Source organism: uncultured Thiodictyon sp. (genome assembly GCF_903946935.1).
Lineage (GTDB): Bacteria > Pseudomonadota > Gammaproteobacteria > Chromatiales > Chromatiaceae > Thiodictyon.
Map to the genome: position 1 here is coordinate 1 of NZ_CAJAXH010000001.1, position 12,528 is coordinate 12,528.

Consider the following 12,528-nt stretch of genomic DNA (forward strand, 5'->3'; position numbering starts at 1 on the left):
CCGTTGGACCCTCGCGAAAACAAGGCCCTTTGCGATTCACCGCAAAACCGCGAACCGCCTGCGGCGATTGGCCGACAGAATGTCGGCGCTCCCAGGCGCTCAACACCGGGAGCGCCGGCGGCCGGCGCGATGATCAAGGCCGTCCCCAGACCCGGGCGGCGCCGGCCTTATTTACATTTGCGTTTATTTGCGTTCATTTGCGGACGCAAAATCCCCGGGCCTAGATCCCCGCCTTGGCCTTGACCGCCGCGTTGAGCCGGCCGGCATCGGCGTGGGGCAGCGGCATATAGGTGGCGTCCATCGCCTCCGCCAGTGCCTTCGCCTGCGGGTGAGGGTGGTTGGAGGTGTCGACCACCATCGCCGCCACCCCCGAGGCACGCACCAGCCGGGAGCAGGTCAGGGCCTCCTCGGTCGCCTGCGGGCGCCCGCCCTGGCCGTTGCGGGCCACGTTGGCACGCCCATCCGTGAGGATGACCAGGAGCGGGGTGCCGCCGCGGCGCTTGACCGCGTCGGCCAACGCCAGCCCGGTCTCGATCCCGGAGGCGAGCGGCGTGCCGCCGCCGCCCGGCAGGTCGGCCAGGCAGCGCTTGGTGCGCACCAGCGAGCGGGTCGGCGGGAGCAGCAGTTCGGCCTCTTTCCCCCGGAAGGCGACCAGTGCAACCCGGTCGCGGCGCACATAGCAGTCCGCCAACAGCAGTTCCACCGCGCCCTTGGCCTCGCCCAGCCGGTGCAGGGCCGAGGAGCCCGAGGCGTCGACGACGAAGATCGCGGTGGTCTCGGAGCGGTGCTTGTACTTCTGGATGCGGAAATCGTCCTTGCGCACCTCCACCCGTGGCATCGCCGGCGCCGCCGCCTTGCGGCCCTTGCGCTTGACCGGGGTGGCGACCGCCTGACCGCGCTCGCGTTCGGCCCGGCGCACCCGCTGCCAGGGGGCGGCGGCGCGCAGGGTCTCGATCAGGTTCAGCCGATCCCCGGGCCGCAAGTCCCCGCGGCGCACGCCGGCCGGGCGGCCGCGCATGTTGGCCTGTTGGACCTGACCGGACTTGCCGGTGCTGCGCACCTTGGCCCGGCGCAATTGGCCGAGCCGCAGCCGGTCCAGCAGGTCTTGGGGTATGGCCGCCTTGGCCGCCTCCAACACCTGGTCGGCCAGGGGGTCCTTGCGCTCTTCCTGGTTCTGGTCGGACTCGCCCTGGTCCTGATCCGGCGGGGGCGGTTCCGGCGGCGGGGGCTCCGGCTCCCGCTCCGGTGGGACATAGGGCATCTGGGTCGCGCGCGGCGCCATCACCAGCCGGGCCGCCAGGTTGACCTGGCCGTCCGTGACCTCCGGGTCCCCGTCCAGCGCGGCGGCGATGCGCGCGGCATGCACCGCATGCAGGGCGGCGCGCAGCGAATAGATGCCGAGCGCCAGCGCGGTCTCGCAGATGGCGCTGACCTGGGCCTCGCTGATGGTCACGGCCGGCAACCGGTCGCGGGCGGCGCCGATATCGGCCGCGCTATAGGGCAGGTCGCCCATGTCGCGGACGCCGATCGGGCTGAGATCCACCAGGAAGGCGAGGCGGTCGAGCAGTGCGTCGGCCACCTGCTCATCCTCGTTGCTGCCCTCGTCGAGCGCGATGACCCCCAGGCGGGCGGGTGAGCGCAGGGCGATCCCGTCGCGCTCCAGCACCACCTCACCCGTATCCAGTGCGGCGCACAGATAGGAAACGGGTGAACCCCGCACCCGCTCGGCCATGGCCAGTTCCACCACGCCGCCGTGGGCCTCGGCCAGCAGTCCGTGCTCGGCGACCGGACGCCCGGCGCGCAGGGTGGCGGTGAGGTCCAGTCCGCCGAGCAGCCGCCCGTCGGTGACGTGCAATGGGATCTTGCGTCGGTGCATGTCGTGCGGGAGCAGCTCCCGGGTGTCGGCGAGCCACTGGTCGCGCACCGGGCCGGGCAGGGCGCGCAGACAGACGCCGCCCACCCCGGACGGGTCCACCGCGAACAGGGTGGCGACCAGGGCCGCGTCGTCCCACGGGTGATAGCGCGGCGCCGCCTGGGGCGCCATTGGCGGCGCGCCGCCGCCCATGGGGTTCTTCGCCAATGGATTGGCCGGGGGTGCGCTCATGCCGGCCATTATGCTGGGAAAAGTTCCTGCACCACGCGGTCGACCCGGGCGGTGGAGCCCGACTCGTCCAGCGGGTCGCGCCGCAGCCGATGGCGCAGCGCCGGCGGGGCGAGCCGGCGCAGGTGCTTGACCTCGACGGACTTGTCGCCTTCCAGGGCGGCCAGGGCACGGCAGGCGCGGATCAGGGTCAGCTCACCGCGCAGGCCGTCGGTGCCGAGCGCCATGCACAGGCGTGCGGCCTGTTCCAGGGCCAGGTCGTTCACCTCGATCTCGGGCAGCAGGGCCTGGGCGTCGGTGATGCGTTTGCGCACCTTGGCGTCCTTGCGCTTCCACTTCTCGGCGAAGGCGCTGGGGTCGCGCTCGTACTCGTCGCGCAGCCGTACCACCTGGACGCGGGTCTGCAGGTCCTGCGGGGTGCGGACCTCCACCGAGAGGCCGAAGCGGTCCAGCAACTGGGGCCGCAACTCGCCTTCCTCCGGGTTACCGGAGCCGATCAGGACGAAGCGCGCTGGGTGGCGGACGGAGAGTCCCTCGCGCTCCACCAGGTTTTCACCGGAGGCGGCCACGTCCAGCAGGGCGTCGACCAGGTGGTCTTCCAGCAGGTTGACCTCGTCGATATAGAGGAAACCGCGGTGGGCGCGAGCCAGCAAGCCGGGCTCGAAGGCCTTCTCGCCGCGGGTCAGGGCCATCTCCAGGTCCAGGGCGCCGATCACCCGATCCTCAGTGGCACCCAGCGGCAGGTCCACCACCGGTACCGGCACCTGCTTGGTCTTGAACGGGGTCTCGCTGCGGTTGCCGCGGCACTCGGCGCACAACACGCCCTCCTCGGCCTCGGGATCGCAGCCGTAGCGGCAGTCTGCGACGACCTTCATCTTGGGCAGCAGCGCCGCCAGGGCGCGGATGGCAGTGGATTTGCCGGTGCCGCGGTCGCCGAAGACCAGGACCCCGCCAATGCGGGAGTCGACGGCCCCGATCAGGAGCGCGAGCTTCATCTCTTCCTGACCGACGATGGCGGAGAACGGAAATGGGACGGGCATATTAGGGTCTCGAGTCTCTAGTGTCAGGTGCGCGGGTTGATAAGGGGCGCCCATGGTAACCGCATGCGCGTCGCGATGGGACCCGAAAACCTGTCGAAAAGGGGTGTGTCAATGTGGCGTGACACACTATACTGTAAATCTCGCGAGACAGGGGGCGACTGACTCAGTCGTCGACCGGCCATCGCGAGACCTCCACTGTACTTAGTCCAGGGCCTGGCTGGCCCGCGATCAACCACCGGAGTCAATCGATGTCTCAGACCTCCCAGGCCGATGTGCTCGTCGCCGATGTTACGCCTGACGCCGCCCCGCTTGATCTCAAGTCCTTCCTGATCACCTGCGCGATCTGCTCCGTGGTGGGGCTGACCGTGCTGGCCATCCTGGCCCAGGCCCTGGTGTCCTTCCTGTCGCCGGCGGCCTGAGCCTCTCAAGGACGCGTGCTGGCAGCCGCCGGCGCCGCAGGAGATTGCAGCCAGTCCGTGACCGCGGCCATGAACGCCTGGGGGCATTCCTCCTGCGGGACATGGCCGCAGCCCGGCAGCACTTTGAGGGTCGCGTGGGGTAGGGCGGCGGCCACGCGCCGCGTATCGTCCGGCTTCACCAGCTTGTCCTGATCCGAGGTGATCAGCAGCACCGGCACCCGGACTTGGCTGAGTCGCTCGCTGACGTCCACGGAGCTTGAGAGCGAACGGTCCAGCAGCGCCGCCCAGCCCAGGTCCCAGTTCGCCACCCGGGTGTGGATGATGGCCAGGGCCCGGCGGGCTGCGGTCAGGCGCGAAGGGTCCTGATAGGAATACTCGAGCAGGGTCGGGTTCCCCAGCTTGCGGGCGATGAAGAGGCTTAATCGTTGCAACTGGGGCAGTTGCGCCACCGCGGCCGGGATGGTCGGGCGTTGGGCATGGACCCAGGGAGCGACCAGGATCAGGCCGGTGACCCGCTCGGGATAGGCCAACGCCGCCTCCAGGGCCAGGGTGCCGCCGGAGGAGTTGCCGACCAGGATGGCGTGCCCGAGGCCCAAACCCTGCATGACCGCCCCGACCTGGGCGATGGCCGACTCCTTGGCGTAGGGGTTGGCGCCGCTCCAGTCACTGGGCAGCGGCTTGGCGCTGAGTCCATAAGGGATCTGGTCATAGGCGACCGTCCGCCCGAGCTTGGCCAGTGGGTCCAGCACCGCGCCCCAGGTGAAGCTGTTGAAGGTAAAGCCGTGCAGCAGCAGGAAGGCGCGCGCGTCGGGCCCCGCCGCGGGTCGCTCCAGATAATGGATGTCGAGCCCCGCGGTCCCCGGGAAGGGGATCGTCAGGAACCGGCTGTCCGGGGTCGCCGCGGCCCGGGCGCTGCCCGTCGGCTGGACCGTCCCGGCGGGGATCAGCAAGGGCACGATGGCCGCCGCCCCGATCGCCAGCACCAGAAGAACCCCAAAGACCTGCACCAGCCGCTTCAACATCGCCATAATCCCCTCGTTCTGAACCAACCCCAGCGGGCATCCGCCGGGGCGCCCAAAGATACCCCAAAGCGAACCATAGCGAATCCTAAGAGGACCCCGGAATGGAACAAGGCCCGTCGAAAGGTCTCCACGATGTCAGCCTGATGAGCCACGACCGGCGCCTGAGCGGCCGGCCGCGCCTGTGCAGCGACTGCGGACTCTGTGACAGTTGGCTGCGCCCGCAGATGGCCGACACCTGTCTCTTTGTCCGCAACCGCATGGAGGAGATCGAGCAACGCCTGCACGGCCGCCGCCGCAACCCCGGCGACGAGATGCGCTTCGGCATCTACCGGGAGCAGGCGATCATGCGGATGCGCCGCCCCGTGGCCGGCGCCCAGTGGACCGGCATGATCACGACGCTGGCCGCCCGCTTGCTGGAGCGCGGCGAGGTCGAGGCAGTGATCCTCACCGGCACCAACCCCGGCACCATCTTCGAGCCCCTGCCGGTGCTGGCCCGCACCGTGGAGGAGGTGCGCGCCTGTAAGGGTAACAAGCCCTGTCTCTCGCCGAACCTGGGGCTCTTGGACCAGGTGCGCGAGTCCGGTATCCGCCGCCTGGCGGTGGTCGGCACCGGCTGCCAGGTCCAGGTCCTGCGCCAGGCGCAAGAGCAACTCGGGCTGGAGCGGCTCGACATCATCGGCATCCCGTGCAGCGACAATGTCACCTACCCGGATCAGCAGTTCTTCCTCAACACGATCTCCAGCTCCCCGGGGACCGTGATCCATTACGAATTTATGCAGGACTTCAGCCTGTGGCTCCACCACGAGGATGGACACCGCGAGCGGGTCAACTATATCGATTTCCCGATGGACAAGCTCCAGGGCATCTTCCCGTCGGCGTGTCTGTCCTGTTTCGACTATCCCAATGCACTGTCGGACCTCACCATCGGCTACCTGGGCGCGCCCTTGGGCTGGCAATGGGTGCTGGCCCGCACCGAGCGCGGCGCGCAACTGCTGGACCTGCTGCGCCCGGATCTTGAGTCACGACCCGTCTCCTCGGCGGGCGACCGCACCCGCGGCATGCCGCGCTTCATCCAGATGCTCGCCAAGCGCCCCGCCAAGCCGCCCAAGCTCATCCGGCAGATGATCGCCTTCCTGCAACGCCACCGCGGCCCCCGCGGGCTGGAGTTTGCCCGCACCATCATCGAGATGAAGCTTTTGCGCAATTACACCTATGTGCATGACAAGTTTCCCCAACTGGAAGCGAAGATCGTGCCCTATCACGTCTATGAGGCGACCAAACCCTATGCCGCGGAGTATGCGGCGACCTTCGGGCGGGTGCCGGGGGAGGGGGTCGAGCAGGCCTGAAATCAAGGAGTGGGGGCGTCCCGGCTAACGGCCACGGCGCCCGCGCCACCCCGAACGATGAAAGTGGCGGGCGCCTTGGCCGTTCCCCCACCCGGCCCTCCCCCACGAGGTGGGAGGGAGAGTTGGAGCGCGCTCCCGGCGCGACTTTCACGGGAAGGCGAGGCGTCATTCCGGCCGGGATGCCGGAATCCAGGCCATGGCTGGCAACCTTCTCTTCGTATCCTCGGTGCTGGCCGTCTGGTTTCCCCCTGCGGCAGCAAGCCTTGGTGCCTGGCCATAACACAAAACGAAGTCATGTCACTGACATTTAACAAAAGCTTAACATTAATCTTCTTGCGGCAACATCGAGAAAGAGTAATCTGTACAAGGATCAACGCATACGGTATAGGAGAAAATAATTATGAATATTCAAAAAATCAATACACCCGCGACCCGGCACGACGCCACCAAGGCGACGCCTGCGCTGCTGACGAAGGCCGAACTGCTGGAACTGATAGACGCCGTCCTGGGCCGCGCGGAGGCCCCTCAGGGATGGCGGCTGGTCTTGGTCCTGGTGGAGTGGGAGCCCCATGCTTGGCGCCTGGCGTGCTGCGTGCCGAGCGATGCGGGCGCCTGGGCGCCTGGAGAACCCCCGGTCGAGTGGCTGGCCCTGGGCTGGCTCACGGATGGTCCTGGCCCGTCTGAGCCCGTTTGCTGGCGCTCCCTTGACTCTGCCGCCACTGAGGCCCACGCGATCCGTCAAGCGGGCCTCAATAGCCCCCCGCGCCAAGGCCGGGGGGACGAGCTTCGGGTGGTGGTGACCGATCGACCGCGGGTGGTGGTCGCCTGAGGTCGCATGCGGGCCTCGATCGTCATCCCGGTTGACTGCCTGGGCCAATGGCGGTCGCCCTGCGGGGCGACCGCCCGGCTCGGCACGCGCGCGTCATCGCCTGGGCGCCGCCACGCGGGCCGGGCGTTAGTTTAAGCAAAAGAGCTCGCCTCGATTGTTGTTAGCGCCATAGCATGACTGATTGTTGCTTACCCGGGTAAATCCTTGCTTCCCGTTCACCATTAGTCGATAGTCCTGAAGACTGATGCTGGTTCTGTTGCCGTTTTTCCATTTCCAATTCTGCGAAGCACCGGCCGGGTTGGCGCAGGCCGATATGCTGCACTGAGATTGACTGACCAATTTCCCTCCTTTATAGAGGTAGCACCGTTTATTCTGTTCCCCGCATCCGGCGGCAACCATCCCGGAGTAGACGAGAGAAAGAGCGAGGACGGCGATCGTTTTTGAAGCATTCATCTTAAGTACCTTAATGTGAGTTGCAGATTCTTTGTTGCTGCGGTAGTACAAGCCACCGCGCCGCACGGGCGGCGAGTTCGCCGGAGTCGGTGTGTCGACTCCCGGTCGCCGTGCGGCGATTGGTCGGGGTTGTTCGCGACCTTGGAAAGCAGGGTAACGCGGCGGGGCTAGACAGAAGTTGACCATGACTGTCAGCTAATCGTCAGCACGACTCGCTGGCCGTTTGCCGCAACGCAAGGCGTCGGCGCGACCGCGGCAGCGGGCACCTCCCGATTGACGCCTGGTCGCTCACCCATGAATCTCTTAGCGTTTTTCAGCAAGTGTCAAGTCTGGTTGACAACGTCGACTGTCAGCTATAATTTGCACCCATGAATGATTCTGCCCCCCCCCCGGTCGTCGCGCGCTATCCCGCGCCCGCGGCCGTGCTTGAACTACTCAAGCCCATCACGTGGTTTCCGCCCATGTGGGCCTTCGCCTGTGGCGTCGTGTCCTCCGGGGTGGTGATCGCCGAGCATTGGCTCGTCTTCCTCGCCGGGGTGATCCTCGCCGGCCCCATGGTGTGTGCCACCAGTCAGGCGGTGAACGACTGGTTCGACCGCCATGTGGACGCGATCAACGAGCCCAATCGCCCCATCCCCTCCGGGCGGATCCCGGGGCGCTGGGGGCTCTATATCGCCATCGTCTGGACCATCCTGTCCGGGCTGCTGGCTGCCACCCTGGGGACCTGGGTGTTCTGGTCGGCCATGCTCGGGCTGGCGTTGGCCTGGGCCTACAGCGCCCCGCCGGTGCGACTCAAGGGCAACGGCTGGTGGGGGAATCTGGCCTGCGGGATGTCTTATGAGAGTCTGGCCTGGATCACCGGGGCCGCGGTGATGCTCTCCGGGGCGTTGCCGAACTGGCATGTGTTGGCATTGGCTGGGCTCTATGGTTTGGGTGCCCACGGCATCCTGACTCTGAACGATTTCAAGGCGATCGAGGGCGACCAGCAGATGGGCGTGCGCTCGCTGCCGGTGCAACTCGGGGTCCAGGGTGCTGCCTGGGCCGCTTGCCTTTTCATGGCCCTGCCACAATTCGTCGTGGTGGGGCTGCTGGTCGGCTGGGGGCGCCCGCTGCACGCGGCCGCCGTCGCGGTGGTGGTGGCCATCCAGGTCGGGATGATGGTTCGGTTCCTCCGCGACCCGATCGGCCGCGCACTCTGGCTCAGTGCGATCGGTGTCAGTATCTATGTGACCGGCATGATGATCAGTGCCTTTGCGGTGCGCACGCTGGCCCTGTGAGGTCATGGTCGACGGCCGACCGAGCGCCCCGCTTCGCGCAATCGCGTTGATTCTATTAATTCCATTTTAATGATCTTAAGTCGCGCAAGCGATTTGAGCAGGACGAGGCGAATGAACCAGACCGAGACCTACGATGTGGTGGTGGTGGGCGGCGGCCCCGCCGGTGCAACGGCCGCGAACGACCTGGCCCGCGGCGGCCGCTCGGTGATGCTGCTCGACAAGGCCGGGCGCATCAAGCCCTGCGGCGGGGCCATCCCCCCCCAGGCCATGCGTGAGTTCGACCTCCCCGAGCACCTGCTGTGCGCCCATATCCACTCCGCCCGGATGATCTCGCCCGCCGATCGGGCGGTGGATATGCCGGTGGAGAACGGCTTCGTCGGCATGGTCAAGCGCGACGTGTTCGACGAGTGGTTGCGCGCACGCGCGGCCCAGAGCGGCGCCGTGCGGCGCACCGGGAGCTTCACCGAACTGGTCCGGGCGGACGGCGGTGAGGTCATCGTGCGCTACGAGGTCGAGACCGGCGTCGGCAAGCCCCTGCGCAAGGAGGCCCGCGCCCGCTGCGTGATCGGTGCCGACGGCGCCCGCTCACGGGTGGCGCGCCAGTGCGTCCCGGGGGCGGACAAGATGCGCGTTGTCAGCGCCTACCACGAGATCGTCCGCTCCCCCAAGGAGGGCGAGAACGGTTTCAAGGGCGATCGCTGCGATGTCTATTACCAGGGCAAGATCTCGCCTGACTTCTATGGCTGGGTCTTTCCCCATGGCGACACCACCAGCGTCGGGGTCGGCACCGAGGTCGCCGGCTTTTCGCTGCGCGAGGCCACCCGCGAACTGCGCAAGGCGGCGGGGCTCGAGCATGCCGAGACGCTGCGCCGCGAGGGTGCCCCCATCCCGTTGCGTCCCCTGGGCCGCTGGGACGACGGGCGCAATGTCGTGCTGGCGGGCGATGCCGCCGGCGTGGTCGCACCGGCCTCTGGCGAAGGCATCTACTATGCCCTGGCCGGCGGGCGTTACGCCGCCGCGGCCGCCGAGGCCTTCTGCACCACCGGCGATGCAGCCAGCCTCAAATTGGCGCGCAAGGGTTTCATGAAGGCGCACGGCCGGGTCTTTTGGATCCTGGGGATCATGCAGCGCTTCTGGTATTCCAGCGACAAGCGGCGCGAGCGCTTCGTGAAGATGTGCGCGGACCCCGACGTCCAGCGGCTGACCTGGGAGGCGTACATGAACAAGCGCCTGGTAAAGGCCCAGCCGGGCGCCCACATCAAGATCTTCTTCAAGGACCTGGGGCACCTGTTCGGGATCGTTTCGGCGAAATAATCAGGCGGTGCGGCGGTTACCGGCGGCCGCATCATCGCCCCGATCCTGCCCCTCAACCTGGCCAGCGGCGGCTCGGCGTCGCCGGCCGTGTGCGCGGTGTTGACGGGCGCGCACCGGTCTCAGGTTGGACCCTATTTCATGCCCCCCCCCCGGGCGGCGCACCTGGCCGACCGGGGGTTGCGTTGGCGCTGGCATGCCGGGTAAGACACAGATTTAGTTCGCGAAACGGGCGGCTACGCAGGTTCTTTCGGTCAACGGTCGTTATTTACCATGGATGTTGTCTTATCCCCACCCCAGGTGAGGCGCTCGCGGCCGGCCAACGCGTCCGGTCCGGAGGCGCTGCGCACCGAAAATCAGGCCTTGCCCGACGTGATGCTGGTCCTCGACACCGAGGGCATCATCCGCGACGCGACCCTGTCCAATCTGTTCGCGGCCGAGGGTGTGGCGGACTGGATCGGTAGTCCCTGGGCGGACACGGTCAGCGAGTCCGACAGCGAGGGTCTGCGGCGCATGCTCGAATATGCCCGCGAAACCGGTGTCTGCGCCTTTCGCAACGTCACTCAGCACTTCCCCAGCGGGCTGCAACTCCCGGTCGAGTACACCACCGTCCTGCTCGGCGGCCACACCGGGCTCTTGGCAGTCGGCAAGAATCTGCGCGCGGTGGCCGAGTTACAGTCCCGCCTGGTCGAGGCCCAACAGGCCATGGAGCGGGACTACTGGAAGCTGCGCGAGGTCGAAACCCGCTATCGCCTCTTGTTCAACTCCTCCCGCGACGCGGTCCTGCTGCTGCGGGCCGGCAACCTGCGCATCGTCGACCTGAACCCCGCGGCGGCCCAGGCACTCGGGATCGCGGTCGCCCAGGTCAAGGGCGCCGCCGACCTGCGTTTCCCCGAGGCCCTGATGCCCGCGGAGCGCGACCTCTTCGACGAGATGCTGCGGCGCATCCGCGAGCGCGGCAAGGCCCCCGGTGTGCTGTTCCGCCTGGGGCCCCACCAGACCCCGTGGCTGGTACACGCCTCCCTGGTGAGCTGCGCCCAGGAAGAGGTCTTGTTGGTCCAGTTGGCCCCAGTGGTGGCGGAAGCGACGCTGACCGAGGTGGCCGATCCGGTGCGTGTCGAGGACCTGATCGAGGGTGGCCCGGACGGTTTTGTGGTCATCAACCACGAGGGCACCATCCTGCGCGCCAATCGCGCCTTCCTGGAACAGGTGCAACTGGTCTCGGAGACGACGGTGTTGGGCGAACCACTGGGGCGCTGGCTGGGCCGTCCGGGGGCGGACCTGACGGTGCTGCTGGCCAACGTGGTCCGACTGGGGGCGGTGCGGCTCTTCTCCACCGTGCTGCACGGGGCACTGGGCGCGGAGCTCCAGGCGGAGATCTCGGCCGCCGGCCGCGGCGGCAAGCACGGCGGGACCATCGGCGTGTTCATCCGCGACGTCAGCCGCCGCCTCACCGCGAGTGAGCAGGGTCCGGGGCTCGAGGGCATGATGGAGTCACTGAACCGCCAGATCGGCAAGACGACCCTGCGCAAGCTGGTGGACGACACGGTTGCCGTGGTCGAACAGCGCTATATCGAGGCCGCGCTGGACCTGACCGGCGGCAACCGCACCGCCGCCGCCGAATTGCTCGGACTCAGCCGCCAGAGCCTCTATGTCAAACTGGGCCGCTATGGCCTGGAGGACGAGGCCAAGGTCGTGGCCGGCGTGACGCACTGAAAACCCGTTCTCTTGACACCGCTCCAGAGACTGTGAAAGTATTAGTGCCTCGATATATCGCCAAACCATTTGATAACCGAATAGTACCTGTTGAAAGCTTGTAGTTCTTAGAAAATTGTCTAGACTTAGAAGATAGTTTCTGCGGGGAGGGCTTCACTGTGAACAACGACTGGCTGAGAGACGCAAGAAAGATTCCTGACGTGCCCATGAGCTAAATTCGTAAGTTGGCTGTCCGGGCTGTCGTCGACAGTGGTTTCCATCCAGGTGTTGTCGCGGAGGTGTTTCATGTATCCCCGAGTTCCCTGTACGAATGGATAAAGAGATACGAGCAGGGTGGTTATGATTTGTTAGATACCCGCACTGCACCCGGCGCGGAACCACGAATCACAGCGGAAATGGATACTCTACTGAAAGATATCGTTCTCAAAGAAGATCCTACAGATTATGGGTATGATACGCAGCTTTGGACCTGTCAGATTCTTGCCGAGATTATCGACAAGATATTTTGCGTCAAAGTTCTCGCGTCGACAGTAAATGGGCATCTAAAAAAACTGGGCTTGAGCCCCCAGAAGCCAGACTATGTTGCGAGAGAACAAGATCCTGCTGAAGTTAATTATTTCCTCAATGAGAAATTCCCTAGAATACAGAAACTTGCAGAGCGAATTGGTGCCGACATCGCATTTGAAGATGAGGCTGGCGTTGATTTAACTGAGCGTGCTGGTCGTACCTGGGGTCTGATTGGAGAAACGCCTAAGGTCGTGGTATCGGGGCAGCGCGGACGGTTAAATGCTCTGTCACTGGTTACCAAAGAGGGTATTCTCAAATATGACGTGACGGCAGCTCACATTAACTCTGAGACGTATATCGGTTTTATTGACGACGTTCTTGAGGGTAGAGATCGGCCGCTCGTTATGTTTGTTGATCGCGCTAGCTTCCATCATTCAAAAGCAGTTAGGGACCATGTACGAGCAAATCGCAAACGAATTCGCGTCTATTTTTTACCTAAGTACTCGC

At 66.0% G+C, this 12,528-nt stretch carries 10 protein-coding genes; 7 read left to right on the top strand and 3 right to left on the bottom strand.

What is annotated here, in order from left to right:
• Positions 1–220: 220 nt before the first annotated feature.
• Both QZX93_RS00005 and bchI read right to left on the bottom strand, forming a co-directional pair.
• Positions 221–2,065, bottom strand: a complete 1,845-nt coding sequence (locus tag QZX93_RS00005) for a magnesium chelatase subunit D (RefSeq protein ID WP_295393678.1) — start codon at positions 2,063–2,065, stop codon at positions 221–223.
• A gap of 47 nt (positions 2,066–2,112) precedes the next feature.
• A complete protein-coding gene (gene bchI / locus QZX93_RS00010; RefSeq protein ID WP_295393663.1) occupies positions 2,113–3,141 on the bottom strand; it encodes a magnesium chelatase ATPase subunit I in 1,029 nt (342 codons plus the stop codon).
• Positions 3,142–3,389: 248 nt separating this feature from the next.
• Between bchI and QZX93_RS00015 the strand changes: the two genes are divergently transcribed.
• On the top strand, positions 3,390–3,560 hold the full coding sequence (locus QZX93_RS00015) for a hypothetical protein (protein ID WP_295393665.1): 171 nt from the start codon (positions 3,390–3,392) through the stop codon (positions 3,558–3,560).
• A gap of 5 nt (positions 3,561–3,565) precedes the next feature.
• Here QZX93_RS00015 and QZX93_RS00020 read toward each other — a convergent pair whose 3' ends face one another.
• A complete protein-coding gene (locus tag QZX93_RS00020; protein WP_295393667.1) occupies positions 3,566–4,588 on the bottom strand; it encodes an alpha/beta hydrolase in 1,023 nt (340 codons plus the stop codon).
• A 95-nt stretch (positions 4,589–4,683) separates the two neighbouring features.
• On the opposite strand from QZX93_RS00020, the gene QZX93_RS00025 reads away from it, so the two are divergent.
• From QZX93_RS00025 to QZX93_RS00050, 6 genes are all read left to right on the top strand, one after another.
• Positions 4,684–5,928, top strand: coding sequence for a Coenzyme F420 hydrogenase/dehydrogenase, beta subunit C-terminal domain (locus QZX93_RS00025; RefSeq protein ID WP_295393668.1), 1,245 nt, complete (start codon positions 4,684–4,686; stop codon positions 5,926–5,928).
• 400 nt (positions 5,929–6,328) lie between these two features.
• Positions 6,329–6,757 (top strand): hypothetical protein, encoded by a 429-nt coding sequence (locus tag QZX93_RS00030; protein ID WP_295393670.1) that lies wholly within the window; start codon positions 6,329–6,331, stop codon positions 6,755–6,757.
• Between the two features lie 821 nt (positions 6,758–7,578).
• Positions 7,579–8,487, top strand: coding sequence for a chlorophyll synthase ChlG (gene chlG, locus QZX93_RS00035; protein WP_295393672.1), 909 nt, complete (start codon positions 7,579–7,581; stop codon positions 8,485–8,487).
• Between the two features lie 111 nt (positions 8,488–8,598).
• Positions 8,599–9,801 carry a geranylgeranyl diphosphate reductase gene (locus QZX93_RS00040; RefSeq protein WP_295393674.1) on the top strand — a complete coding sequence of 401 codons (1,203 nt, stop codon included), beginning with the start codon at positions 8,599–8,601 and terminating at the stop codon, positions 9,799–9,801.
• A gap of 270 nt (positions 9,802–10,071) precedes the next feature.
• Positions 10,072–11,514: a transcriptional regulator PpsR gene (gene ppsR / locus QZX93_RS00045; protein WP_295393676.1), complete on the top strand. Its 1,443-nt coding sequence runs from the start codon at positions 10,072–10,074 to the stop codon at positions 11,512–11,514.
• A gap of 224 nt (positions 11,515–11,738) precedes the next feature.
• On the top strand, positions 11,739–12,528 hold a 790-nt coding region (locus QZX93_RS00050; RefSeq protein ID WP_295394265.1), incomplete at its 3' end, for an IS630 family transposase.